The sequence below is a fragment of the Paraburkholderia jirisanensis genome, from assembly GCF_054782355.1.
On record NZ_BAAGSQ010000029.1, the window covers coordinates 823,006 to 846,900 of the forward strand.

General features: G+C 65.2%; 24 protein-coding genes. 11 read left to right on the forward strand and 13 right to left on the reverse strand.

Annotation, left to right across the window (positions count from 1 at the left end; all coding sequences use genetic code 11):
* The first annotated feature begins 64 nt into the window (after positions 1-64).
* From ACYVNQ_RS29380 to ACYVNQ_RS29395, 4 genes are all read left to right on the forward strand, one after another.
* Positions 65-1,321, forward strand: a complete 1,257-nt coding sequence (locus tag ACYVNQ_RS29380) for an O-antigen ligase family protein (protein WP_460907522.1) — start codon at positions 65-67, stop codon at positions 1,319-1,321.
* A 418-nt stretch (positions 1,322-1,739) separates the two neighbouring features.
* Positions 1,740-2,858, forward strand: coding sequence for a glycosyltransferase family 4 protein (locus ACYVNQ_RS29385; protein WP_460907524.1), 1,119 nt, complete (start codon positions 1,740-1,742; stop codon positions 2,856-2,858).
* A 546-nt stretch (positions 2,859-3,404) separates the two neighbouring features.
* Positions 3,405-4,544, forward strand: a complete 1,140-nt coding sequence (locus ACYVNQ_RS29390) for a glycosyltransferase family 9 protein (protein WP_460907526.1) — start codon at positions 3,405-3,407, stop codon at positions 4,542-4,544.
* On the forward strand, positions 4,541-5,839 hold the full coding sequence (locus tag ACYVNQ_RS29395; RefSeq protein WP_460907528.1) for an O-antigen ligase family protein: 1,299 nt from the start codon (positions 4,541-4,543) through the stop codon (positions 5,837-5,839). Before ACYVNQ_RS29390 ends, ACYVNQ_RS29395 begins: the two co-directional genes overlap by 4 nt.
* A gap of 73 nt (positions 5,840-5,912) precedes the next feature.
* On the opposite strand, the gene ACYVNQ_RS29400 is transcribed toward ACYVNQ_RS29395, so the two are convergent.
* The 13 genes from ACYVNQ_RS29400 to upp form a co-directional block, all read right to left on the reverse strand.
* Positions 5,913-6,242, reverse strand: a complete 330-nt coding sequence (locus ACYVNQ_RS29400) for a hypothetical protein (RefSeq protein ID WP_460907530.1) — start codon at positions 6,240-6,242, stop codon at positions 5,913-5,915.
* Between the two features lie 24 nt (positions 6,243-6,266).
* A complete protein-coding gene (locus tag ACYVNQ_RS29405) occupies positions 6,267-6,425 on the reverse strand; it encodes a hypothetical protein (RefSeq protein ID WP_460907532.1) in 159 nt (52 codons plus the stop codon).
* A gap of 123 nt (positions 6,426-6,548) precedes the next feature.
* Positions 6,549-6,749 (reverse strand): hypothetical protein, encoded by a 201-nt coding sequence (locus ACYVNQ_RS29410; RefSeq protein WP_460907534.1) that lies wholly within the window; start codon positions 6,747-6,749, stop codon positions 6,549-6,551.
* A 131-nt stretch (positions 6,750-6,880) separates the two neighbouring features.
* Positions 6,881-7,285, reverse strand: coding sequence for a hypothetical protein (locus tag ACYVNQ_RS29415; protein ID WP_460907536.1), 405 nt, complete (start codon positions 7,283-7,285; stop codon positions 6,881-6,883).
* A gap of 197 nt (positions 7,286-7,482) precedes the next feature.
* Positions 7,483-8,952 carry a ribonuclease G gene (gene rng / locus ACYVNQ_RS29420; protein WP_460907538.1) on the reverse strand — a complete coding sequence of 490 codons (1,470 nt, stop codon included), beginning with the start codon at positions 8,950-8,952 and terminating at the stop codon, positions 7,483-7,485.
* Between the two features lie 9 nt (positions 8,953-8,961).
* The gene (locus ACYVNQ_RS29425; protein WP_460907540.1) at positions 8,962-9,594 is read right to left on the reverse strand and encodes a Maf family protein; all 633 of its coding nucleotides are present in this window, start codon (positions 9,592-9,594) and stop codon (positions 8,962-8,964) included.
* A gap of 101 nt (positions 9,595-9,695) precedes the next feature.
* The gene (rlmH, locus tag ACYVNQ_RS29430) at positions 9,696-10,166 is read right to left on the reverse strand and encodes a 23S rRNA (pseudouridine(1915)-N(3))-methyltransferase RlmH (RefSeq protein ID WP_460907542.1); all 471 of its coding nucleotides are present in this window, start codon (positions 10,164-10,166) and stop codon (positions 9,696-9,698) included.
* Positions 10,167-10,224: 58 nt separating this feature from the next.
* On the reverse strand, positions 10,225-10,680 hold the full coding sequence (gene rsfS, locus ACYVNQ_RS29435; RefSeq protein WP_460907545.1) for a ribosome silencing factor: 456 nt from the start codon (positions 10,678-10,680) through the stop codon (positions 10,225-10,227).
* A gap of 4 nt (positions 10,681-10,684) precedes the next feature.
* Entirely contained in the window at positions 10,685-11,551 is an 867-nt protein-coding gene (locus ACYVNQ_RS29440) for a nicotinate-nucleotide adenylyltransferase (RefSeq protein WP_460907759.1), read from the reverse strand.
* A 55-nt stretch (positions 11,552-11,606) separates the two neighbouring features.
* On the reverse strand, positions 11,607-12,530 hold the full coding sequence (gene hemF, locus ACYVNQ_RS29445) for an oxygen-dependent coproporphyrinogen oxidase (RefSeq protein WP_460907547.1): 924 nt from the start codon (positions 12,528-12,530) through the stop codon (positions 11,607-11,609).
* Between the two features lie 363 nt (positions 12,531-12,893).
* The gene (purD, locus tag ACYVNQ_RS29450; protein ID WP_460907549.1) at positions 12,894-14,171 is read right to left on the reverse strand and encodes a phosphoribosylamine--glycine ligase; all 1,278 of its coding nucleotides are present in this window, start codon (positions 14,169-14,171) and stop codon (positions 12,894-12,896) included.
* Positions 14,172-14,450: 279 nt separating this feature from the next.
* Entirely contained in the window at positions 14,451-15,179 is a 729-nt protein-coding gene (locus ACYVNQ_RS29455) for a YebC/PmpR family DNA-binding transcriptional regulator (RefSeq protein ID WP_460907551.1), read from the reverse strand.
* 772 nt (positions 15,180-15,951) lie between these two features.
* Complete coding sequence (gene upp, locus ACYVNQ_RS29460; protein ID WP_460907553.1) at positions 15,952-16,602, reverse strand: uracil phosphoribosyltransferase; 651 nt, start codon at positions 16,600-16,602, stop codon at positions 15,952-15,954.
* 470 nt (positions 16,603-17,072) lie between these two features.
* On the opposite strand from upp, the gene ACYVNQ_RS29465 reads away from it, so the two are divergent.
* The 7 genes from ACYVNQ_RS29465 to kdpB all read left to right on the forward strand — a co-directional run bounded on the left by ACYVNQ_RS29465 (position 17,073) and on the right by kdpB (position 23,873).
* Positions 17,073-17,864 carry an SDR family oxidoreductase gene (locus tag ACYVNQ_RS29465; protein WP_460907555.1) on the forward strand — a complete coding sequence of 264 codons (792 nt, stop codon included), beginning with the start codon at positions 17,073-17,075 and terminating at the stop codon, positions 17,862-17,864.
* A gap of 202 nt (positions 17,865-18,066) precedes the next feature.
* Positions 18,067-18,486 (forward strand): methylglyoxal synthase, encoded by a 420-nt coding sequence (locus tag ACYVNQ_RS29470; RefSeq protein WP_460907557.1) that lies wholly within the window; start codon positions 18,067-18,069, stop codon positions 18,484-18,486.
* A gap of 18 nt (positions 18,487-18,504) precedes the next feature.
* Positions 18,505-19,479: a quinone oxidoreductase family protein gene (locus tag ACYVNQ_RS29475; RefSeq protein ID WP_460907559.1), complete on the forward strand. Its 975-nt coding sequence runs from the start codon at positions 18,505-18,507 to the stop codon at positions 19,477-19,479.
* 270 nt (positions 19,480-19,749) lie between these two features.
* Positions 19,750-19,863 carry a potassium ABC transporter ATPase gene (locus ACYVNQ_RS29480; protein ID WP_460907561.1) on the forward strand — a complete coding sequence of 38 codons (114 nt, stop codon included), beginning with the start codon at positions 19,750-19,752 and terminating at the stop codon, positions 19,861-19,863.
* The gene (gene kdpF / locus ACYVNQ_RS29485; protein ID WP_175226450.1) at positions 19,860-19,952 is read left to right on the forward strand and encodes a K(+)-transporting ATPase subunit F; all 93 of its coding nucleotides are present in this window, start codon (positions 19,860-19,862) and stop codon (positions 19,950-19,952) included. Before ACYVNQ_RS29480 ends, kdpF begins: the two co-directional genes overlap by 4 nt.
* Positions 19,949-21,754: a potassium-transporting ATPase subunit KdpA gene (gene kdpA / locus ACYVNQ_RS29490; protein WP_460907563.1), complete on the forward strand. Its 1,806-nt coding sequence runs from the start codon at positions 19,949-19,951 to the stop codon at positions 21,752-21,754. The genes kdpF and kdpA overlap by 4 nt, the downstream gene beginning before the upstream one ends.
* A 34-nt stretch (positions 21,755-21,788) precedes the next feature.
* On the forward strand, positions 21,789-23,873 hold the full coding sequence (gene kdpB / locus ACYVNQ_RS29495; RefSeq protein ID WP_460907565.1) for a potassium-transporting ATPase subunit KdpB: 2,085 nt from the start codon (positions 21,789-21,791) through the stop codon (positions 23,871-23,873).
* Positions 23,874-23,895: the final 22 nt, after the last annotated feature.

Here is a 23,895-nt window from a genome sequence, read left to right on the forward strand (position 1 = left end):
GAAGCCGTAAAAGCCGTAGAAGCCGTAGAAGCGGCCGCGGTTTCAGAAGCACAACAAAAAGACCATGCAACTCATAAAACAAGATTCTTATCCACTGATGCTGGCGCGCTTTTTCGCGCTGGCTGCGCTGTTCGCGATCCCGCTGTCCACGGCGGGCGTCAATATCGCGGCGGGCCTTTTCATGCTGTGCGCGCTGCTGTCGCGGGAAGTGTGGCGCAACTGGCGCGCGCTGTTCACCGATCGCGTCAGCCTTGCCGCGTGGCTGCTGTTCGGCGCCCTGGCCGTGAGCCTCGCGTACACATCGGCGGATCGCACGCATGCAGTCGACTTCCTGATGAAGTACCGCAAGCTGCTGTATCTGCCGTTTCTGATCCTGACGTTTCGTGTATCCCGCACCACAGCCTGGACCGACGCGGCGAAGTGGGCCTTGTTCAGTTCGCTGACGCTGCTGTTGCTGCTGTCGTGCACCAACTATCTCGGCTGGACCTCGATCGGTTCGTGGCACTCGACTACCGATCCGGTGCGGCGTGCGTGGGTCTTCAAGGATCACATCGCGGCGGGTGTGCTGACGGCCTTGCTGTTCTATCTGTCGATCACGCTGGCGCGCGAGGCGCGCACGCTGCCCGGGAAAGTCGTGCTGTACGCGGTCGCCCTGCTCGCCGCGCTCAACGTGCTGCTGATGATGCAGGGGCGTACCGGCCAGGTGCTGGTGATGCTGTTTATCGTGCTGTTCGTCGTGTCGCGTCTGAGGGCGCTGCGTGCGATGCCGCGCGCGGTGCGCTGGGGCGGCGGCGTGGCGATGCTGGCGATCGCCTGCGGCCTCGTATTCGCCGCGTTGCACTCGCACAGCTCGCGGCTGGCGCAAACGCGTGACGAAATCGTGCAGTACCAGACCGAAAACAAGATCACCTCGATGGGCGAGCGGATCGTGTTCTACCGCCGCAGCCTCGAACTGATCGCGCAGCGTCCGCTGGTGGGTCACGGCGTGGGCTCGGTGCAGGAAGAGTTCGACGCATTGGCGCGCAACAACACGGGGGCGGCCGGCACGACTGCCGGCAATCCGCATAACGAATTTCTGCTGATGGGCGTGCAGGTCGGCGCGATCGGCATCGCGTTGTTCGTATGGTTCCTCGTGCAGATCGGCCGTTCCGCGCGCGGCCTGCGCGAGCCGGCGCATACGATCGTGTGTGCCTACCTGTTCGCGTTCACGGTCGGGTGCTTCGTCAATTCGCTGCTGCTCAACTTTAGCGAAGGCAATCTGTTTATCTTTCTGGTCGGTATTTTTCTGAGCTGCCGCAGAGGCACGCTGTCGGCTGCCTGATTCGCGGGCCGTTCGACGCCATACGGGCCATCGGGGCGCTGCCGTACGGACGGCAGCGCCTCCTCCGCGGATGGTTGCATCGAAATTGAAAGGAACGTGCTGCATTATGCGCTGCGCGTGTGCATCTTTGAACTGAGGTAAGCTTCTCACCGCCGAAGACGGTCGCGCGGCACGCGCCCGGTTTGTCCGATCAGAGGAACCTATCGGGCAGATCGGCTTCTATAGAGCATGCCGAAGCGAGTCACCGGCATGGCGGCCACGCGAGGCATGCGAAACATGCGAGAAGCGCGCAGCCGACGAACACAGCACCGTTTGCCGCCAGAATGCAAACGGGCCGCGTACAAGAGACCAAACACTCCCTTGCATCGCAGCGGGTTTCCGGCCGCCGCGTGTTGTAGTCAGTTGACCGGTCTGTTACATGAAAATAGGTATCTCCTCCAATGCGTTGAAACATAGCGGCGGCTTCGAGCGCTATGCGATGGATCTGGTGCGCGGTTTTGCGGCGCTCGGCATCAAGCCGGCATTCTTCGCCCGGACCTTCGATGCGTCGCTGCCGGAAAACGGCCTGATCGAGCCGCACCGGATCAACGTTTCCTTCCTGCCGGGCAAGCTGCGCGACAGCTGGTTCGCGCGGCGTCTGCGCTCGCTGCGGCGCGCGGCACAGGTGGATGTGCTGATCGGCTGCAACCGGGTCGATTCGTCGGATATTGCGATTTGCGGCGGCACGCACGAGGGCTTTCTGCGCGCGAGCGGCAAGCCGCGCAAATTCTTCGACGTACGCCAGATCGAACTGGAACGGCGCCAGTACCACGAAGCGGCGCTGGTGGTCGCGCATTCGGACCTGATGCGCGACGAGCTGCGTCAGCTGTACGGCATCGCCGACACGAAAATCAAGGTGCTGTACCCGCCGACCGACCGCACCCGCTTTGCGCCGGTCGACGCCACGCGCCGCGCGGAACTGCGCCGCGAGTTCGGTTTTGCCGACGACGAAATCGTGCTGCTGTTCCCGTCCAGCAGCCACGACCGCAAGGGTTTGCCGCTGATCGAAGCCGCGTTGCGCGAGCTCGGGGCGCCGTTCGTGCTGGCGGTAGCGGGCCGCCCGCCGGCGCAGCCCGCGCCCCGGGTGCGCTACCTCGGCTACGTGAAGCGTATCGAAGACGCTTACCGCGCAGCGGATTTCACGATCCTTGCATCGAAGTACGAGCCGTTTGGCCTTGTCGGCATCGAATCGGTGATGTGCGGCACGCCGGTAATCTGCCCGCCGACGCTTGGCTGCAGCGCGGCGATCGCGCCGCACGCGAAGCACGTATTCGCGCCCAACGACGTCGACGACCTGCGCGCCACGCTCGCGCGGGTGCTGGCGCAGCGCGCCGCATCGGCACACATGACGCCCGAGGACATTGCACGCGGTGCGGTCTTGTACGACACCAGCGTCACCAATCACGTCGGCGCGTTGCTGCGCGCCGCGCAGCAGATCGCCGACGCTCGCGCGCTCAAGCATCGCTTCGTCGACGCGCGCGCGGTCGCGCACCGATGACGCACGGTGGCAGCGGTGCGCACTGCGTGCCGCGCGGCCAATCGCGTGACCAGCCACGTGGCTGGTCACGTCGCTGGCCACATTTCGCTGCGGTTCGCGCCAACGCCGCACGCGCGACTACGCGGAGCCAACCCGCTTGTGTCAAAGCCCGCGCTGTGGCGTGCGTTGCAGCCGGCACCCGCGTTGCAACCGGTGCCACAGCCACGCGCGCTGCAGCAGTCGTGTTGTCGCAAGGGGGCATGTTAAGATCGCGCGGCCGTGTTTCGGGTCGCACTGCAGCCGTGTATCGATTCGAGTGCACGCTGCATCGCAAGCCCGCGGGCCAAAGCTGAGCGTCGCTATTGGGCCCGTTGCGCCTCTTTTTCAAGATATCGCGCGAGCCTGTCGCGTGCCAAGCTCCATACTTGCAATTAATTGAAACCACGGTACAGGTCGCACATGCGGGCCGGATTCGCGCCGATTGCGCGCCGGTACGCAGCATGGCGCGAGGTAACCGCCCGATAAGCCTGACAAGCCTGAAAAGTTTGACAATACGCCGATCACCCGATGAGTCGACTAACGGGACGTATCCACATTTTTGCGCGCGCGCTGCCGCGGCTGCTGTTGAGCCCGACGCGCCGCAAGCCGTTGCAGCCGCAACGTATTCTGATTGCGCATCATCTGTTGCTGGGCGACACGCTGCTGCTCACGCCGCTGATCGCAAAACTGCGTGCGCAGTATCCGCGCGCCGACATCGTGCTGGCCTGTCCGAAGCCGATCGTGCCGCTGTACGCGCAGCGGCCGTTTGACGTGACCGCGCTGCCGTTCGATCCGCGCGACGTCGCGACCGTGAAGAACGTGCTGCGCTCCGGCCCATACGATCTCGGCATCGTGGCGGGCGACAACCGTCATAGCTGGCTCGCGCTCGCCGCCGGCTGCCGCTGGATCGTCGCCCACGCGCACGATGTGCCGGCGTGGAAGAACTGGCCGGTCAACGAGAACGTGCCGTATCCGCAGCAACCCGCCGCGTGGGCGGACCTCGCAGCCGAACTGGTGCCGGGCCCGGCGCCGCGGCCGTATCGTGTGGCCGACTGGCCCGCGCCGCCGCCGCCGCCGGTGCGGTTGCCCGACATCGAACGGTTGGCAGGGCGCCCGTACGTGGTGCTGCATCCGGGTGCCAGCACGGCGGTCAAGCGCTGGCCGGACGCGCGCTGGCGCGAGCTTGCGCAGGTGGTCGTATCGCTCGGCTTTACGCCGGTGTGGAGCGGTGGCCCAGGCGAAGTCGAGCTGGTGCGCACGATCGATCCCGATCCGGGCCATCCGAATCTGGCAGGCCGCCTCGGGCTTGGCGAACTGTGGCATCTGTTTGCCGGCGCGCAGGCGGTGGTGTGTCCCGACACCGGCGTCGCGCACCTCGGGCGGCTGACCGGCGTGCCGACGGTCGCATTGTTCGGCCCCGGCAACGCGTCGATCCACGGTGCGGGACGCTACTGGCAGCAGGCGCCGTTCGTGCCGGTGACGATCGCCGATATGCCGTGCCGCGACGAGCCCTGTATCTTCCGGCGCGAGGTGGCGTGGGTGCGCCGCTGCGACCGCAATTCGACCACCTGCGTCGCGTGGCATGGCGATCACGCCGACTGCATGGGCCGTCTGTCGGTGGAAATGGTCAGCAACGCATTGCAACACGTTCTGGTGAAAGTGCCATGAGCCTGACGGCCGCGCGCCTTGAGCGCCTACTGTGGATTGCGTGTCCGGTGTTGCTGTTCGTCGTGATGTTTGGGCACATGACGGCGGTCATGTTCTACGGGCTGGCGCTGCTGCTGATCGGCACGCTGGCCGCCGCGTGGTCCGCGCTGCGCGCCGGCGAGATGCACTGGCCGCTGGCGTTGCCGATCGCGCTGTGGGGCGGCTGGACGCTCGCATCGGCCATGTGGTCGTTCGCGCCGCCGGTGACGCTGCACGCATGGCTCGACGAAGTGCTGTATCCGCTGGTGTCGTTCTGGGGCTTCTGGCTGCTCGGTACGAAGACCGCGCGGCCCGAGCGCTTCGTGCTCGTCACGTGGGTCGCCTGCGGGCTGCTGGTGCTGACCAGCGTGATCTACTGGGGGCAGTTGCAGCCGCCGACCGCAGATACGTTTCTGCTGCATTACTACAACCGTGTCGGACACACGAGCACGCTCGCGCTGTTCGCGTTGACGCTGTTCGCCGGGCTGTTGCTGCGCGGGCGCGGCTGGCTGCTGGCCGGTCTGACGGGCATCGCGATGTGTCTGTTCATCGGCCTCGCGACGTTGAACCGCTTCTTCTGGCCGACCGTCGCGGTGACGCTGTTCGTTGCGCTGTATCCGCTGTATCGCCGGCATCTGCTGCTGGCTGCGGTGGCGATCGTACTGGTGGCGGTGGCGGGCATGGGTAGCCTCGAACTCAGCGCGCGCATCCGGCTTGGGCCGGCGGCCGCGGCGCCGGCGCCGAGCGGTTTCCAGATTGGCGGCCATCCGCTTTACCTGCCGCATTCGCTGGTCGGTATCGGCGACACGATGTCGAACGATACGCGTCCCCGGCTGTGGGCGTTCTATCGGGACGCCGGCGTGCCGCACAAGTGGATCGGCATCGGCTTCGGCAAGCCGCTGCCGGGCCTCGCGTTCAAAAGTACGATGCCCGAGGCGCTGCTGCAGTTCGAGCCGGTTGCGCTGACGCACGCGCACAACCTGTTTCTGAACACGTGGCTGCAGACCGGCGTGATCGGCGTGGTGCTGCAGATCGTGCTGCTGGCGGCGCTGGTCGCGCGTTTCTGGCGCTTGCGGCGCATCAACATGTGGCTGTGCGCGGCGGGCATCGCGCTGGTGGTCGGCATGATCATGAAGAACATCACCGACGATTTCATGTGGCAAACCACGATCCTCGCGTTCTGGTCGTTTGCCGGCCTGATGCTCGGCTGCGGCGAGCGGCAGCGCGCGCAGCGGGCGGCGTTGCGCGGCGTTTCGGTGCGGGGCGGCGTGATGTGAGGTGGGCTGGGCCCGGTGGGGGCGCGGCGCGTTGCGTCGCGTGTTGGCGCGGCATCCAGGCGGTGTCACGGCATCAGACGCCACTCGTCACCAGCGCCAGTACGGATAGATCGGGATGCGTGCCCTCGATGATGCTGCGCCCGATGTGCACCGCTTCGTCGCGCGCGTCTTGCGGGTTGCGAAACGACGCTTCGCCGTCCGCGTAAAACGGCACGGTATGGCCAGGCAGCGTGGGGTTCGCGCCTGGATGGCAGACAAAGCCGATATACGTGTACCGATTGGGCTGCGCGTTGCGCACAGCGTAGGGCTCGTCGGGCACCGCGGGTTGTTTCGGCCGCGTCGACAGATGGATTTCGAACCCTTCGTAGTCGACCGATTCCCACTGGACGTCTTCGTCAGACATGGTGGCCTCTCGAGCGGGATCGGGCTAATGCCGGTGCCGCATCCGTTCCCAAACGCTTCGACCGTCGAAGCGGCCGATGTGTCTGCTGCGATGATGTTCGCGCCGGATCTGGTGCGACAGCAGGATCGCCGCCAACGCGACGAGCGCAATTACGATCACGACGCTGACCATTGATTCGGCCATGGCAGCCTCCGTTTCAGTTCAACCGCATATCGAAAAGTCTAGGCGATTCCGGCTGCGCTCGCGCATTCGACGCGCAGGGGCGGTATGTTCTGTAACGGCTACATGCCGTGAGTCGAAATTGCGCTACTTGCGCGGCATGCGGCGTTCGTCGCCGAGCAAGGCCTCGAGGCCGAACAGCCATGCAATGCCGAGCGTCAGCAGGCCGACCGGCGTGGGCGCCGGTTCCGGCACCGCGGATGCGTCGCCTGCCGGCGTCGCGAAAGCACCAAAGGCGGGGACTTCGGCTGCCGGATCGTCGGCGAGGTCTAGATGGTCGGAGTGCATGGCGTGGGTCCCGCTGCTGAGGTGTGGTGCTGGCAATCAGCAATCGGTGTGCCATCGGGGCGCGCGGGTGGTTCAGGCGATATGCGCGCCGCAGTCTCCGTGATGCGGAGCCTTCGATACTTTCAATGCCTTCAGTTCTGCTCGCACTGCAGGTCCTGCTTCGGCACGACGATCATGGCCGTGTAGGTGCCGTGGTCGAGTTCGACGCGCGCGATCACGGTGGTGGTGGTGGGATCGCTGTCGTCGTACACGCTGACGCGCTCGTGCCGCAGGCTGGTGATACCGGTGCAGCCGGATGCGCGGCCTTCGTCGGAGACCTGGCACTGGATCTGGTTTTCAGTCAGATAACGGTACTGGTCGCGCGACGGGCTCGCGAGATAGTCATGCACGCTTTGCGGCGAGCCGCCGACGCCGGTCACGTTGCCGATCGCGCAGGGATGGCTGGAGGTCGGGCTGCTGGCGGGTGTCTGGGCGTGGCCCGGCGAGCCGATAAGCGCAAGGGCTGCTGCGAATGACGCTGCGAGGATGGACTTCATGGTTCGGTGGGTCGGTTTTGCGGAGGTGGTGCGGGGATTTTAAAGGCATCGCGTGCGGCGTGTCGGGTGGCGGGCATTCTTACGCTGATTCATTGCGCTGCAGTGCGGCTTTTTGCGGAGGTGGCTGTCGCATCAACAAAAAGGCCTCGCAGTGCAAGGCCTTTTGATCAATCAAATGCGGTGTCGGAGGCTCAACGCTACATCAGCACAATATCGTACTGCTCCTGGCTCAGATTCGACTCCACCTGCAATGAAACCGGCTTGCCGATAAAGTCGATCAGCATCGCCAGATGCTGCGATTCTTCTTCGAGAAACAGATCGATCACCTGCTGCGATGCGACCACGCGGAACTCGCGCGGATTGAACTGCCGCGACTCGCGCAGGATCTCGCGCAGCACGTCATAGCACACGGTACGCGCGGTCTTCACCTGCCCCTTGCCCTGGCATACCGGGCAAGGTTCGCACAGCACGTGCGCGAGCGATTCGCGGGTGCGCTTGCGCGTCATCTCCACAAGCCCGAGCTGCGAGAAGCCGTTCACCGTCACCCGCGTGCGATCGCGCGACAACGCCTTCTTCAGTTCCGACAACACCTGGTCGCGATGCTCGACATTCTCCATGTCGATGAAGTCGATGATGATCACGCCGCCCAGATTGCGCAGCCGCAGTTGCCGCGCGATCGTATGCGCGGCTTCGAGGTTGGTCTTGAAGATCGTATCGTCGAAGTTGCGCGCGCCGACATAGCCGCCGGTGTTCACGTCGATGGTCGTCATCGCCTCGGTCTGGTCGATCACGAGGTAGCCGCCCGACTTCAGATCGACGCGTCGCGACAGCGCCCGCTGGATCTCGGTCTCGATGTTGTACAGGTCGAACAGCGGCCGCTCGCCCACATAGTGATGCAGCTTTGCCAGCACCGCAGGCGTGAACTCGCCGGCGAAATCGGTCAGCATCTGGAACGTTTCGCGTGAATCCACCTGGATGCGCGATGTTTCGTCGTTGACGAAATCGCGCAGCACGCGCTGCGCCAGATTCAGGTCTTGATACAGCAGGCTGGTAGGCGGCATGCGCTGGCCCTGCGACAGGATCGTCGCCCACGTCTTGCGCAGATACGCGACGTCGGCCGCGAGTTCTTCGCTCGATGCATCTTCGGCGATGGTGCGCACGATATAGCCGCCTTTCTCGTCGACCGGCAGCACCGCGGTGAGCCGCGCGCGAATCGCTTCGCGTTCGGCTTCGCTTTCGATTTTCTGCGAGATGCCGATGTGCGGCTCCTGCGGCAGATACACGAGCGTGCGGCCGGCGATGCTCACCTGCGTCGACAGCCGTGCGCCTTTGGTGCCGATCGGGTCTTTGACCACCTGCACCATCAGCGCCTGGCCTTCGAAAACAATCTTCTCGATCGGCTGATGCGGTGCCGCGTGCGGAGCTTCGCCGGCGATGCGCGGATGCCAGATGTCGGCCACGTGCAGGAACGCGGCGCGCTCGAGACCGATGTCGATGAACGCCGACTGCATGCCCGGCAGCACCCGCACTACCTTGCCCAGATAGACGTTGCCGACGCGCCCGCGCGACAGCGTGCGTTCGACATGAAGCTCCTGTACAGCGCCTTGCTGGACCAGCGCGACGCGCGTCTCCTGCGGCGTCACGTTGATCAGGATTTCTTCGTTCATGGTGTTGTTCTAGAAGTCGATGCGCGCCGCGCGCAATAGCGCGGCGGTCTCAAAGAGCGGCAAACCCATGATACCCGAATAGGACCCGTCAATATGTTCGATGAACTCCGCAGCGCGGCCCTGCACGCCGTATGCGCCGGCCTTGCCGAGCGGCTCGCCGCTCGCGGCGTAGCGCGTGAGCGCGTCGCGCGGCAGCGCGGCGAAGCGCACGCGCGATACCGACAGCGCGGCGGGCAATGGCGCGCCGTGTGCGTCCACTACCGCGACGGCAGTCAGCACTTCATGCGCGCGGCCGGCGAGGCGCGTCAGCATCGCGACCGCGTCGTCGGCATCGCGCGGCTTGCCGAGGATCGCGTCGTCGATCGTCACGGTGGTGTCGGCCACCAGGATCGGCGCTACCGTGCCGCCACGCGCGACGAGCCGCGCGCGCGCCGCTTGCGCCTTCAGCACGCACACGCGCATCACGTAGTCGTGCGCGCGTTCGCCGGGCAGTTCGACTTCGAGCGCTTCGGCGTCTTCGTCGGCGCGCGGCAGCAGCAGCTCGAAGCGCACGCCGAGTTGCGTCAGCAATTCCTGACGGCGTGGGCTTTGCGATGCCAGATAAACGAACGGATACGAAACGTGGTCAGCAGACGTCGGCATGAATGGATCTCGGGAAACGGAATGAAGCTGTCAAGCAGGACGAGATGAAGCGGGACGAAATGAAACGAAGCGAGACGAACCGGGACGATCCGTTCAATCGCTCATACGCGATGGTACGGATGATTCTGCGTGATGGTCCACGCGCGATACAGCTGTTCGGCCAGCAGCACGCGCACCATCGCATGCGGCAGTGTCAGGCTCGACAGCCGCAGCAGCAGGTCGGCACGCGCTTTCAGTTCCGTGTCGAGCCCATCCGCGCCGCCGATCAGGAACGCCACGTCGCGTCCATCCTGCTGCCAGCCGGGCAGGGCGCCGGCGAGCTGCATCGTGGTCCAGTCCTTGCCGCGCTCGTCGAGCGCGACGAGGCGCGCGCCTTTGGGCAGCGCCGCTTCGATGCGCAGCCGCTCGGCGGCCATCACGCTTTCGGCGGGGCGGCCGGACGAACGTTGTTCCGGTTTGATTTCGCGCAGTTCGATGCGCAGTTCGGGTGGCATCCGCTTCGTATATTCGTCGAAGCCAGCCGCGATCCAGTCGGGCATCTTGTGGCCGACCGCGAGAATGTGCAGTTTCATCGGCAAGAACGCCCCGGGCAACCGGCGCGCCAGCCGCGGCGCGCAAGCGGCCGCACACTCATCGGCGGCGGGCCGGCGCGCGGCGCGCGGGGCGGACGACGGCCTGTTCCTGCTCCTCTTCGTCTTCGTCGTCGGGCTCGCTCGAGCGGGCGCCGCCGAACGGGCTCGGGTTGGCGAGCTTGACGCGCACCGGCTTGTCGCCCCAGATCTCTTCGAGGTTGTAGTACTGGCGCAGCGCCGGCTGCAGGATATGGACGACAGCGTCGCCGCAATCCACCAGCACCCATTCGCCAATGTCTTCGCCCTCGGTGCTGACGATGTCGCCGCCGCCTTCCTTGACCTTGTCGCGCACGCTCGACGCGAGCGCCTTGGTCTGGCGGTTCGACGTGCCGCTCGCGATGATCACGCGGTCGAACAGCGCGGTCAGATGGCTGGTGTTGAACACCTTGATGTCTTGTGCCTTGACGTCCTCGAGCGCGTCGACGATCGTGCGTTGCAGCTTACGTATATCCATGTGGTTACCGATGGTACAGATGATGTTGAACAATATAGTCCCACACGGGGGCGGGGACCTGAATTTCGGGGGGGCGGCCATCCGCAGGGCGGCTCTCCGCGGGGCGGCTTTCCGCGGGGTTGCTGCCGGCAGCGTCCTTTGCGTCACGGCTCGCGGTAGCGTTGCCGGCGGGCGTACCACCGGCCGCGCTGTCCACCGGGCGGCCGTCCGCGATAACGTCCGCCGTAACATTCGCAAACCGCTCGCGCAACTGCGCGCGGATTTCAGTGGCCGATACATCTTCGGCAAGCGTCGCATCGATCAGCAGATGCCCGGCAGGCGTGCCGCGTAATACCTGTGCGCTAGCCGCGCGCGTCGCGATCGCCGCGGCCACCGCAGGTGCCGCCGCCGCGAGATCGAAGCCCGGCCGCGTCGCCGCACACACGTGCGCATAGTCGAACAATCGCTGCCACTCGTGCCACGTGTCGAGATGCACCAGTTGGTCTGCACCGACCAGCAGCGCGATCGACGCCTGCCCGCCTTCGCGCGCGCGCCATTGCTGTAGCGTTTCGACCGTGTAAGTCGGGCCGTCGTGTTCGATTTCCTCGCTGGCTACGGTGACGCGCACGCCCGGAATCTGCAACGCGCCGGCCGCGGCGCGCGTCATCGCGAGGCGATGCGGTGCGGCCGACACGCCAGCCTTCTGCCACGGCTGGCCGGCCGGCAACAATACCAGCTCGGTCAGCTGCAGCACCTCGGCGAAGCGCCGCGCGAGCGCCAGGTGGCCGTTGTGAATCGGATCGAAGGTACCGCCGAGCAGGCCAATACGGCGCGGCAGCGCAGGCAGCGGCGACGCTGGCGGCAGCGAGGCGGGGCGGGCGGTCGGGTTCAGCGGAAAATCCTCCGTGTGCGTGCCGCGCGCCGCACACCGGTTGCGCCGCGCACGATCAGACCCATTCGCGCGGCGCCAGGAAATCGGTGTACAGCCGCGCTTCGGGCGTGCCCGGCTCGGGCTTCCAGTCGTAGCGCCAGTTCACGACCGGCGGCATCGACATCAGGATCGACTCGGTGCGCCCGCCGCTTTGCAGCCCGAACAGTGTGCCACGGTCGAACACCAGATTGAACTCGACGTAGCGGCCGCGCCGGTACGCCTGAAATTCGCGTTGCGCTTCGCCATAAGGCTCGGCGCGGCGCTTCTCGACGATCGGCAGGTACGCCTGCAGGAACGCGTCGCCGACGCTGCGCACCATCTCGAACGAGCGGTCGAAGCCCGGCTCCGCAAAGTCGTCGAAGAAAATGCCGCCGATGCCGCGCGCTTCGTTGCGATGCTTCAGGAAAAAGTAATCGTCGCACCAGCGCTTGAAGCGCGGGTACAGATCGGGGCCGAACGGCTGCAGCGCGTCGCGGCACACCTGGTGGAAGTGCCGCGCGTCGTCTTCGTAGCCGTAGTACGGCGTCAGGTCCATGCCGCCGCCGAACCAGAACACCGGTTCCTCGCCGGCTTTGGTGGCCACCAGCATCCGTACATTCATATGCACGGTCGGGCAATACGGATTGCGCGGGTGCAGCACCAGCGACACGCCAGCCGCTTCGAAGCCGCGGCCTGCCAGTTGCGGGCGCAGCGCGCTGGCCGAGCCGGGCAGCGCGTCGCCGGCGACGTCGGAAAAACCGACGCCGGCGCGCTCGAAGAACTGGCCGCCCTCCAGAATGCGCGTGCAGCCGCCGCCGCGCAGCTTCTCGCCGGGGGCGCGCTGCCAGCTGTCGGTGGCGAACGGGGTGCCGTCGAAGGCGCCGAGGGTGTCGGCGATACGGCTTTGCAGGCCTTGCAGCCAGCTGCGCACAGCGGCTGCGTCGTAAGTCGAATCAGTCATCAATAAAAGGCCGCGGCGCGTAACGCGGGCCGCGTGCGAGATTCTCGTAAATGGGGACGGCGCCAGACGGCGAATGACGCAAGATCATGCGAAGCGCATGCCTGCGACGCTTGACGTTAGTACGGAATCCGCCCGCGCGCGCTACAAACCGCCGTCAGTTTAGCGCTGGAGCAAAGGAAGCGGAAAAAAGTGGCCGAAATCGGCAAAAGCTCAGCAACAGTGCAGCAAAAAGCCCAGCCCAAGCCGAGCACCGGCGAGAGGCACCAGAAGCTCGCGTAGCAGAACACGTAAAACCCCAACGCAAACCCTGGCGTAACACCGGCACCGCCCGCCTTGACCAGGCGCCGCCGGTTTTGTCAGACGCTAGCCATGCTTGCGGTTCAGCGCGCGAAACCCGATGTCGCGCCGATACTGCATGCCGTCGAACGCAATCTGGTTGATCGTCTCATACGCGACCGACTGCGCGCTGCGCACCGAATCCGCCAGCCCGACGACGCACAGCACGCGGCCGCCCGACGTGCTCAGCTTGCCGTTCGCAAGCGTGGTGCCGGCGTGGAACGTGACCGAATCGACGGTTTCGGCCGGAATGCCGTTGATCCGGTCGCCCTTGCGCGGCGTGTCCGGATAGTTGTGCGCCGCGAGCACCACGCCGAGCGCCGTGCGGCGGTCCCATTCGAGCTCGACCGTATCGAGCGTGCCGGCGATCGCCTGTTCGACTACCTTCGAGAAATCGCCCTTCAAACGCGCCATGATCGGCTGCGTTTCCGGGTCGCCCATCCGGCAGTTGAATTCGAGCGTGCGCGGGTTGCCCTGCGCGTCGATCATCAGGCCCGCGTACAGGAAACCGGTGAAACGGATGCCTTCTTTTTCCATGCCGCGCACGGTCGGCAGAATGATTTCGCGCATCACGCGCGCGTGCAGCTGCGGCGTGACGATCGGCGCGGGCGAGTAGGCGCCCATGCCGCCGGTGTTCGGCCCGCGGTCGTCGTCGAGCAGGCGTTTGTGGTCCTGGCTCGACGCGAGCGCCAGCACGTGCTTGCCGTCCACCATCACGATAAAGCTGGCTTCTTCTCCGGACAGGAATTCTTCGATCACGACGCGCGCGCCGGCGTCGCCGAGCTTGTTGTCCGACAGCATCATGTCGACCGCGGCATGCGCTTCTTCCAGCGTCTGTGCGACCACCACGCCCTTGCCGGCCGCGAGGCCGTCGGCCTTGATGACGATCGGCGCGCCTTTCGCATCGATGTACGCATGGGCGGCCGAGACTTCGGCGAAGGTTTCGTATTCGGCGGTCGGGATCGCGTGGCGCTTCATGAAGGCCTTCGCGAAATCTTTCGAGCTTTCGAGCTGCGCGGCTTCGCGGGTCGGCCCGAAGATTTTCAGGCCGCGCGAACGGAACAGATTGACGATGCCCGCGGCGAGCGGCTGCTCCGGCCCGACCAGCGTGAAGGCGATCTGCTCCTGCTCGGCGAAATCGGCGAGTGCTTCGAGGTCGACGATGTCGAGGTTGCGCAGGCGTTCGTCCTGCGCGGTGCCGCCGTTGCCCGGCGCGACGTAGACGAGCTGCACCCGCGGCGATTGCGCGAGCTTCCACGCGAGCGCATGTTCGCGACCGCCCGATCCGACGACGAGTAACTTCATGAAATTCCCCGAATGCTAAAAACCGTGAACGGGCCGCCCGGCGGCGGCGCCGTCAATATCTGCAAGATTCGCACAACTGGTACGCGATGCCTGTGACGCAGCCAACACAATTGCGTACTGCTTTCACACCGTAGGGCTTGCGCAGTCAAGCCGCGAGGCCGCGGTGTGAGGCAAAATCGCAGGCGCTGCAAAAACCGCAAGCGACGCCAACAACGCAGGTGACGCCCAAAAACACAAGCGAGGGCCGCAGCCAACCGCGCCGCGCCGCTCGCCCGCGCTTCATTCCTCCGCGATCGCCGCGTTGGTATAAACCTCTTGCACGTCGTCCAGATTTTCCAGCGCGTCGAGCAGCTTCTGCATCTTGAGCGCGTCGTCGCCGCTGAATTCGACTTCCGTTTGCGGCTTCATCGTGACTTCGGCCAGCTCGGCCTTGAAGCCGGCGGCTTCCAGCGCCGCTTTCACCTTCGGAAAGTCGTTGGCCGGGCACAGCACCTCGGTGCTGCCGTCGTCGTGGGTCACGACGTCGTCGGCGCCCGCTTCGAGTGCCGCTTCCATCAGCTTGTCTTCCGGCGTGCCGGGCGCGAACAGGAACTGGCCGACGTGATCGAACATGAACGACACCGAGCCGTCGGTGCCCATGTTGCCGCCGAACTTGGAGAATGCGTGACGCACTTCGGCCACCGTGCGGATGCGGTTGTCGGTCATCGTGTCGACGATGATCGCCGCGCCGTTGATGCCGTAGCCTTCGTAGCGGATTTCCTCGTAGCTCGCACCGTCCACGCCGCCGATGCCGCGCTGGATCGCGCGGCTGATGTTGTCCTTCGGCATGTTGGCGTCGTACGCCTTTTCGACTGCGAGCCGCAGACGCGGATTCGAGTCGATCTCGCCGCCGCCCATGCGGGCCGCGACCTGAATTTCCTTGATCAGCCGAGTCCAGACCTTGCCGCGCTTGGCATCGGCCGCTGCCTTTTTATGCTTGATGTTGGCCCATTTCGAATGACCCGCCATACCTTTCTCCGTCGCGCGCGCCGGTGGGCGCACGCAGTGCAATTGTCGTCGCGCGAATGTTGCTGCTGGTTGCCGCCGCCTTTGGCCGGCTGCGGCGACTGCTGCATCGTTGGCCGCAGCAGGGGCGCGTTTCGCGAAGCGCGCCCCGAAGTGTTCGCCGAGATGTTCGTTCTGCACCCCGCCTGTGCCGCGCCGGTGACCGGGCGCAGCAGCCAGCGGCAGTGACGGCGCAGCGGGGCGGTGGCGGCGTAGCGGCATGCCCGCTGCAGCGCAGCACCACGCACACTGCCGATGCTGCACGGCTCGCGCCTGCGGGCGACGCTGTCCGGCCGATCCTGCAGGCCGTGCCCGGCAATGCACCACACGGGGTGTCGCAGCTGGACCGAACGCCGGCCCGGGTCAAAACCATCCGGGCCGGTGCGCGGCTGCGCTGCCTTCGGATTGCCGCGCGGACCTGGGCCGACGGCGTTGGCCGCTGTGCCGCCAACGCGCGCTGTGCGCGTCGATTCAGGCAGGGTGAACCGCTCGATGAGCAGACGCCGATTTTAACATGCCGCGGCTGCGCGAGACCTGCGTTTCACGCAGGCTGGCGCCGCGAAAGGCCCACGCGGCGGGCGATTGCGGCAATGCGTGTGGTCGCGGAGGGCGGCCGATGCCGGATTCGGACGTTTCCGATGCGCATCGGAGGCGATAGGAAAACACCCGGAGCGCATCAGATTTCATCGGACGACTTTCAGAGGACCTTCGGACAGCCTTTAGCCGATAAGCGCGCTTAGTTCTTCGTGCCGAACAGCCGGTCGCCCGCATCGCCGAGCCCCGGCACGATATACATATGCCCGTCCAGATGCGAATCGAGCGACGCGACATAGAGCTTCACGTCCGGATGCGCGTCATGAAACACCTTCACGCCTTCCGGCGCCGCAACCAGCGCGAGGAACGAGATATCCTCGCCCGCCACGCCGCGGCGCTTGAGCACATCGACCGCATGCACGGCCGAGTAGCCGGTCGCGACCATCGGGTCGCACAGGATGAAAGTGCGGTCTTCGAGATCCGGCAGCCGCACCAGATATTCGACCGGCCGGTGGTCGTCGGCGCGATACACGCCGATATGCCCGACGCGGGCCGACGGAATCAGCTCCATCAGCCCGTCCGACATGCCGACGCCGGCCCGTAGCACCGGCACGATCGCAAGCTTCTTGCCGGCGATCACCGGCGCATCGATCTCGACCAGCGGCGTGGTGACGCGGCGGGTTGTCATCGGCAGGTTGCGGGTGATCTCGTAGCCCATCAGCAGCGTGATTTCGCGCAGCAGCTCGCGGAACGTGCGAGTCGACGTGTCGCGGTCGCGCATATGCGTGAGCTTGTGCTGGATCAGCGGGTGGTCGAGGATGAACAGATTCGGAAAACGGGCGTCTTGGGTCATGACGTGGCGCGAGGCGGCAAGAAACAGGGAGCGGGGATCCGCGGCGAATAATATGGGCAGCTCGCGGGCCGCCTGCAGGCCATGCGCAGGCCGTTCGCAAGCACTTCGTGCAACCGGCCCGCAGCGCGTCGGCACGGCATGCAAGGTCCGGACGCACGGCGCGCCACGCACGCAAGTTTACCGAAAGAAACGTCCGGTGAAACGCAGGATTTTCGCCTGGTGCTTGCCCGGGTTGTCGCTCAGTTCTCCCGCTCAGATTCCGCCTGTGTCTGCGCCTGCGTCCTCGCGCAGGTCTGCGCTTACGTGTTCCCTGGGCCGGTGCGCTGCGCGCAGCGCAGCAGCGATCCCGAATTCACGTCCGGCAGCGCCGCGTCGATTCTTCTAGAATCGGGGGCAGTCCGCCGCGCGGCTGCACATCGTGCCGCCGTCGCCTTCATTCATCGGCAATCACATCGACAGAGGACGCACACATGGATCTCGGAATCGCAGGAAAGACCGCGCTGGTCTGCGCGGCCAGCAAAGGGCTCGGCCGCGGCTGCGCAGAAGCGCTCGCCGCCGAAGGCGTGCATGTCGTGATCCTCGCACGCACCGCGCAAACGCTCGAAGCCACCGCCGCGGAGATCCGCGCGAATTTTGCGGCGAAGAGCGGCGCGACCGTCAAGACCGTCGCCTGCGACATCACGACCCCGGAAGGCCGCGCCGCCGCGCTCGCCGCCTGCCCGCAGCCCGACATCCTCGTCAACAATGCGGGCGGCCCGCCGCCCGGCGACTTCCGCAGCTTCACGCACGACGACTGGATAAGCGCGCTCGAAGCCAACATGCTGACGCCGATCGAACTGATCCGCGCGACCATCGACGGCATGATCGCGCGCAACTTCGGGCGGGTGATCAACATCACGAGTTCGTCGGTGAAGGCACCGATCGATACGCTCGGCCTGTCGAATGGCGCGCGTTCTGGACTGACCGGTTTCGTTGCGGGCGTCGCGCGCAAGGTCGCGCCGCACGGCGTGACCATCAACAGCCTGCTGCCGGGCGCATTCGACACCGACCGCATCAAGTCGACGCTGGTGAGCCAGGCGAAGTCGCAGAACATCACCGTCGAAGAGGCGCGTGCACTGCGCGTCAAAGGCATTCCGGCACGCCGCTTCGGCGAGTCCGACGAATTCGGCCGCGCCTGCGCGTTTCTGGCTAGCGTGCACGCGGGCTACATCACCGGACAGAACCTGCTGATCGACGGCGGCGCCTATCCGGGCACGTACTAGGTACCAAACCGCGGCGACGTACTCAACCGCAACACCGCAAACACGCGCCAGACCTGCTACGCAGGCCTACGCGTCGAACCGGGCGCCGGATCGGGCCGGCGCTCACCGATAACACGACAACACGCTAACAGGCGGCGGCACACAGACCGCACACCCGCCGCCGCGACCACACAACAACACCGCAACACGGAGAAACGCATCGATGGCTACTCGCATCGCACTGATCGCGCACGACCACAAGAAAGACGACATCGTCAAGCTGGCTGGCGAATTTGTCGACACACTCAAGCGCTGCGAGATCATCGCGACCGGCACGACCGGCGCACGCGTCACCGCGGCGCACGGGCTGCCGGTGGAACGGATGCTGTCCGGTCCGCATGGCGGCGACCTGCAGATCGGTGCGCAACTCGCGGAGGGGCGGGTCGACATGGTGATTTTTCTGCGCGATCCGATGACGCCGCAGCCGCACGAGCCGGATATCAACGCGCTGGTGCGTGCCTGCGACGTGCACAACGTACCGTGCGCGACGAACATTTCGAGCGCACGGATGATTCTCGAAGTCCTGACGCTGCGCCTCGCGCAGCAAACCACGCAGCACGCGCAACCGGCGCAGCAGGCGTGAACGAACCTGGGAGAAACGATGGTTAAGGCAATCCGATTCGACAAGACTGGCGGCCCGGAGGTGATGAAGTGGGTCGACGTCGAGGTGGGCGAGCCCGCGGCAGGCGAGGTGCGGATCAAGCACCACGCGGTGGGCCTCAACTATATCGACGTGTATTTCCGCAACGGCCTCTATCCGCTGCCGCTGCCCGGCGGCCTCGGCATGGAGGGGGCCGGCGAGATCACCGCGGTCGGCGACGGCGTCACCGGCTTCAAGCCGGGCGACCGCGTCGCGTACGCGGCGCGCCCGCCGGGCGCGTATGCGCAGGAGCGCGTGATGCCGGCCGCGCAGATCGTCAAGCTGCCCGATGCGATCAGCTATGAAGAGGCCGCTTCGGTGATGCTGCAGGGTCTCACCGCGCAGTATCTGCTGCGCCGCACGTATCGCGTGAAGCCGGGCGACACGATCCTGATCCAGGCGGCCGCGGGCGGCGTCGGGCTGCTGGTGTGCCAGTGGGCGAAGGCGCTTGGCGCGACGGTGATCGGCACGGTCGGTTCCGACGCGAAGGCGGAAATCGCGCAGCAGCACGGCTGCGATTATCCGATCGTCTACACGCGCGAAAACTTTACCAAACGCGTGCGCGAGATCACCAACGGCGCGGGCGTGCCGGTGGTGTACGACTCGATCGGCAAGGACACGTTTACTGCGTCGCTCGATTGTCTCGCGCCGCTCGGCCTGTTCGTCACGTTCGGCAATTCGTCGGGCCCGCTGCCGCCGATCGATTCGTCGGAACTCGCCGGTCGCGGCTCGCTGTTCTTTACGCGACCGACCTTGTTCACGTATACGAGCAAACGCAGCGACCTCGAAGCGATGGCCGCCGAACTGTTCGACGTGCTGGTGTCGGGCAAGGTCAAGACCAGCGTGAACCAGCGCTATGCGCTGTCGGACGTCGCGAAGGCGCACGAAGATCTCGAAGCGCGCCGCACCACCGGCTCGACGATCCTTCTGCCGTAAAGGAATCTAAATAAGGGGCGGCTGATCCGCCCCCGCGCGGCCTCGTCCGCCTCCTTCTTCCGAACCATGCGCGGGCTGCGCCGTAGCCCGCGCAGCCCCGCCCACACTGGCGCAAGCCGCCCTCTACCACGCATGTCCAGCTGTGCCACTCCAGTGTGGTATGGCAAAGCCGTTTACGCGTTTTTTATACCGCTGGACCAATCTTTGACCGGGCCTTTATCTCGATCGGCATAACGTTCTGCATCCATAGCTACCAATGGGGAACACGAAATGGATGTGCTGTATGTCGGGGGGCTCGTGGTGTTCACGGTGCTCACCTTCGGGCTGGTTGCCGGCTGCTCGAAGCTGATGCAATTCCGGCGGGGACAGGGAGCGCGCTCATGAACTGGATCCTCTGGTTATCCGGCGCTGTGACGGCGCTGCTGTTTATCTATCTGGTCTATGCGCTACTGCGCGCGGAGGACATTGAATGAATACGAACAATGTCCTGCAGACGGTGATCTTCATCGTCGTGCTGCTTGCGCTGGCGGTGCCGGTCGCACGCTATATCACGGGCGTGCTGGACGGCACCTCGCGGGTGGTGCGCTGGTTCGCGCCGCTCGAAAAACTGCTGTACCGCGTGGCGGGCGTCGATTCATCCGCTGAGATGGGCTGGAAGGAATACACGATCGTCACGCTCGCTTTCAACGTGATCGGTCTCGCATTCCTGTATCTGCTGCTGCGCATACAAGGCATCCTGCCGGGCAATCCGCAGGCGCTCGGCGCAATGACACCGGATGGCGCGTTCAACACTGCGATCAGCTTCGTGTCGAACACCAACTGGCAAGACTACTCGGGTGAGCAGGCAGTCAGCTATCTGACGCAGATGCTCGGCTTCACCGTGCAGAACTTCCTGTCGGCGGCCACCGGTATCGTCGTCGTGATCGCGCTGATCCGCGGTTTTGCACGGCACTCGGCCAAAACCATCGGCAATTTCTGGGTCGATATCACGCGTACCACGCTGTACGTATTGATCCCGATGTCGGTGGTGATTGCCGCGATCCTGATGAGCCAGGGCGTGATCCAGAACTTCAAGGCCTATCAGGACGTGCCGACGCTCCAGACCACCACCTATGCCGCGCCGAAGCTCGACGCGCAAGGTAACCCGGTCAAGGACGCGAAGGGCAATGCGGTCACGGTCGATACGCCGGTCACGAAGCAGACCATCGCAATGGGCCCGGTGGCTTCGCAAGAAGCGATCAAGATGCTCGGCACCAATGGCGGCGGCTTCTTCAATGCGAACTCCGCGCATCCGTATGAAGACCCGACGCCGTTCGCGAACTTCGTCGAGATGTTTGCGATGCTGATCATTCCGGCGGCCTTGTGTCTGGTATTCGGCCGGATGGTGACCGACAAGCGCCAGGGCGTTGCACTGCTCGCCTTCATGACGATCGCCTTTGCGATCAGCATCGGCGTCGAGATCAGCTCCGAGCAAGGCGGCAACCCGGCCATCGCCGCGCTGCACGTCGATCAGAACGCGAGCGCGCTGCAGTCGGGCGGCAACATGGAAGGCAAGGAAACGCGCTTCGGTATCGCGCAGTCGGGCATCTTCGCCGTGTCGACCACGGCAGCTTCGTGCGGCGCAGTGAATGGCGCACAGGATTCGCTGACGCCGATCGGCGGCCTCGTGCCGATGCTGTTGATCCAGCTCGGTGAAGTGATCTTCGGTGGGGTGGGTTCGGGTCTGTACGGTGCGCTCGCATTCGCGCTGCTGGCAGTGTTCGTCGCGGGGCTGATGATCGGCCGCACGCCGGAATACGTCGGCAAGAAGATCGAAGCGTACGAGATGAAGATGGTCTCGATCGTGATCCTGCTGACGCCGCTGCTGGTGCTGCTGGGTGCGTCGGTCGGCGTGCTCACGGATGCAGGCAAGGCCGGCATCATGAACCCCGGTCCGCATGGCTTCTCGGAGATTCTCTACGCGTTCAGCTCGGCGGCTAACAACAACGGCAGCGCCTTCGGCGGCCTGACGGTGAGCACCCCGTTCTACAACGTGATGCTCGGCATCGCGATGTGGTTCGGCCGGTTCGGCTCGCTGATCGCGGTGCTGGCGATTGCCGGTTCGCTCGCAGAGAAGAAGCGTCTGGGTGTCACGGGCGGCACGCTGCCCACGCACGGCCCGCTGTTCGTCGTGCTGCTGTTCGGCACCGTCTTGCTGGTGGGCGCGCTGACCTATGTGCCGGCGCTTGCGCTCGGCCCTGGCGTCGAACACCTGATGATGGTTCTCGGCCAATAAGCGTGGACCTCATCACAGAATATTCGAGGAAGAAATGACTGAACATTCGGCAACACGGTCCATGTTCGACCCGACGCTAGTGCGTCCGGCGATCGTGGACTCCTTCAAGAAACTGACGCCGCGCACGCAGTTCCGCAACCCGGTGATGTTCTGCGTGTACGTCGGCAGTATCCTGACGACCATCCTGTGGATCGCCGCGCTGGTTGGGCAAGCGGAAGCCCCGGCTGGCTTTATTCTCGCGATCTCGTTGTGGCTGTGGTTCACGGTGCTGTTCGCCAACTTCGCAGAAGCGCTCGCCGAAGGCCGTTCCAAGGCCCAGGCTGCGTCGCTGCGCAGCGCGAAGAAAGACGTGATGGCCAAGAAGTTGAACGAGCCGCACCCGAAGTCGCCGATCCGCATCATGACGGCGTCCGATCTGCGCAAGGGCGATGTCGTGCTGGTCGAGACCGGCGACACGATTCCTGCCGACGGCGAAGTGATCGAAGGCGTCGCATCGGTCGACGAATCGGCAATTACCGGCGAATCCGCGCCGGTGATCCGCGAGTCGGGCGGCGACTTCACGTCGGTGACCGGCGGCACGCGCGTGCTGTCGGACTGGATCGTGGTGCGCGTCACCGTGAATCCGGGCGAGGCGTTCCTCGACCGCATGATCGCGATGGTGGAGGGCGCCAAGCGTCAAAAAACGCCTAACGAAATCGCGCTGACGATTCTGCTGGTCGCTCTGACCATCGTGCTGTTGCTCGCTACCGCGACGCTGCTGCCGTTCTCGATCTTCTCGGTCGAAGCGGTGAAAGCGGGCCACGTGGTGACGATTACCGCGCTGGTCGCCCTGCTGGTGTGCCTGATTCCGACCACCATCGGCGGCCTGCTGTCGGCCATCGGTGTGGCGGGTATGAGCCGCATGATGCAGGCTAACGTGATCGCCACCTCGGGCCGTGCGGTCGAAGCGGCCGGCGACGTCGACGTGCTGTTGCTCGACAAGACCGGCACGATCACGCTCGGTAACCGTCAGGCTTCGGCCTTCGTGCCGGCGCCGGGCGTCACCGAGGAAGCGATGGCTGACGCCGCGCAACTCGCGTCGCTGTCGGACGAAACGCCGGAAGGCCGCAGTGTCGTGGTGCTGGCCAAGCAGCGCTTCAATATTCGCCAGCGCGACATGGCAGTGCTCAAGCCGGTATTCATTCCGTTCAGCGCGCAGACCCGCATGAGCGGCGTCGACCTCGCCGATCGCGAAATCCGCAAGGGCGCGGCCGAAGCGATGAAGGCGTATGTCGAAGCTCGCGGCGGCCGTTTCCCGGCCGAAGTGCAGAACGTCGTCAATGAAGTCGCACGGCGCGGCAGCACGCCGCTGGTAGTCGCCGAAAAGGGCGAACACGGCGCGCGCGTACTCGGCGTGATCGAGCTGAAGGACGTCGTGAAGGGCGGCATCAAGGAGCGTTTTGCCGAACTGCGCAAGATGGGTATCAAGACCGTGATGGTGACCGGCGACAACCGGCTCACCGCCGCGGCGATCGCAGCCGAAGCCGGCGTTGACGACTTCCTCGCGGAAGCGACGCCGGAAGCGAAGCTTGCGACCATCCGTGCGCACCAGGCAGAAGGCCGCCTTGTCGCGATGACCGGCGACGGCACCAACGACGCCCCGGCGCTGGCCCAGGCTGACGTCGCGGTGGCGATGAACACCGGTACGCAGGCCGCGAAGGAAGCGGGCAACATGGTCGACCTCGATTCGAACCCGACCAAGTTGATCGAGATCGTCGAAATCGGCAAGCAGATGCTGATGACGCGCGGCTCGCTCACTACGTTCTCGATCGCCAACGACGTCGCCAAGTACTTCGCGATCATCCCGGCGGCGTTCGCGTCGACCTACCCGCAACTGCGCGTGCTGGACGTGATGCATCTGACCACGCCCGCTTCGGCGATCCTGTCGGCGGTGATCTTCAACGCGGTGATCATCGTGATGCTGATTCCGCTGGCGCTGAAGGGTGTCAAGTATCGCGCGATCGGTGCGGCTTCGCTGCTGCGCCGCAACCTGCTGATCTACGGCCTCGGCGGCCTGATCCTGCCGTTCCCGTGTATCAAGCTGATCGATATGGTGCTGGCCGCGTGCGGCTGGGCCTGATGCGCGCTTGAATTAAGGAAAC

Bases quoted from the DNA above. Each gene is read 5' to 3' on its own strand.
- ACYVNQ_RS29380 (WP_460907522.1), top strand. From the start codon at position 65: ATGCAACTCATAAAACAAGATTCTTATCCACTGATGCTGGCGCGCTTT.
- ACYVNQ_RS29385 (WP_460907524.1), top strand. From the start codon at position 1,740: ATGAAAATAGGTATCTCCTCCAATGCGTTGAAACATAGCGGCGGCTTC.
- ACYVNQ_RS29390 (WP_460907526.1), top strand. From the start codon at position 3,405: ATGAGTCGACTAACGGGACGTATCCACATTTTTGCGCGCGCGCTGCCG.
- ACYVNQ_RS29395 (WP_460907528.1), top strand. From the start codon at position 4,541: ATGAGCCTGACGGCCGCGCGCCTTGAGCGCCTACTGTGGATTGCGTGT.
- ACYVNQ_RS29400 (WP_460907530.1), bottom strand. From the start codon at position 6,242: ATGTCTGACGAAGACGTCCAGTGGGAATCGGTCGACTACGAAGGGTTC.
- ACYVNQ_RS29405 (WP_460907532.1), bottom strand. From the start codon at position 6,425: ATGGCCGAATCAATGGTCAGCGTCGTGATCGTAATTGCGCTCGTCGCG.
- ACYVNQ_RS29410 (WP_460907534.1), bottom strand. From the start codon at position 6,749: ATGCACTCCGACCATCTAGACCTCGCCGACGATCCGGCAGCCGAAGTC.
- ACYVNQ_RS29415 (WP_460907536.1), bottom strand. From the start codon at position 7,285: ATGAAGTCCATCCTCGCAGCGTCATTCGCAGCAGCCCTTGCGCTTATC.
- rng (WP_460907538.1), bottom strand. From the start codon at position 8,952: ATGAACGAAGAAATCCTGATCAACGTGACGCCGCAGGAGACGCGCGTC.
- ACYVNQ_RS29425 (WP_460907540.1), bottom strand. From the start codon at position 9,594: ATGCCGACGTCTGCTGACCACGTTTCGTATCCGTTCGTTTATCTGGCA.
- rlmH (WP_460907542.1), bottom strand. From the start codon at position 10,166: ATGAAACTGCACATTCTCGCGGTCGGCCACAAGATGCCCGACTGGATC.
- rsfS (WP_460907545.1), bottom strand. From the start codon at position 10,680: ATGGATATACGTAAGCTGCAACGCACGATCGTCGACGCGCTCGAGGAC.
- hemF (WP_460907547.1), bottom strand. From the start codon at position 12,530: ATGACTGATTCGACTTACGACGCAGCCGCTGTGCGCAGCTGGCTGCAA.
- purD (WP_460907549.1), bottom strand. From the start codon at position 14,171: ATGAAGTTACTCGTCGTCGGATCGGGCGGTCGCGAACATGCGCTCGCG.
- ACYVNQ_RS29455 (WP_460907551.1), bottom strand. From the start codon at position 15,179: ATGGCGGGTCATTCGAAATGGGCCAACATCAAGCATAAAAAGGCAGCG.
- upp (WP_460907553.1), bottom strand. From the start codon at position 16,602: ATGACCCAAGACGCCCGTTTTCCGAATCTGTTCATCCTCGACCACCCG.
- ACYVNQ_RS29465 (WP_460907555.1), top strand. From the start codon at position 17,073: ATGGATCTCGGAATCGCAGGAAAGACCGCGCTGGTCTGCGCGGCCAGC.
- ACYVNQ_RS29470 (WP_460907557.1), top strand. From the start codon at position 18,067: ATGGCTACTCGCATCGCACTGATCGCGCACGACCACAAGAAAGACGAC.
- ACYVNQ_RS29475 (WP_460907559.1), top strand. From the start codon at position 18,505: ATGGTTAAGGCAATCCGATTCGACAAGACTGGCGGCCCGGAGGTGATG.
- ACYVNQ_RS29480 (WP_460907561.1), top strand. From the start codon at position 19,750: ATGGATGTGCTGTATGTCGGGGGGCTCGTGGTGTTCACGGTGCTCACC.
- kdpF (WP_175226450.1), top strand. From the start codon at position 19,860: ATGAACTGGATCCTCTGGTTATCCGGCGCTGTGACGGCGCTGCTGTTT.
- kdpA (WP_460907563.1), top strand. From the start codon at position 19,949: ATGAATACGAACAATGTCCTGCAGACGGTGATCTTCATCGTCGTGCTG.
- kdpB (WP_460907565.1), top strand. From the start codon at position 21,789: ATGACTGAACATTCGGCAACACGGTCCATGTTCGACCCGACGCTAGTG.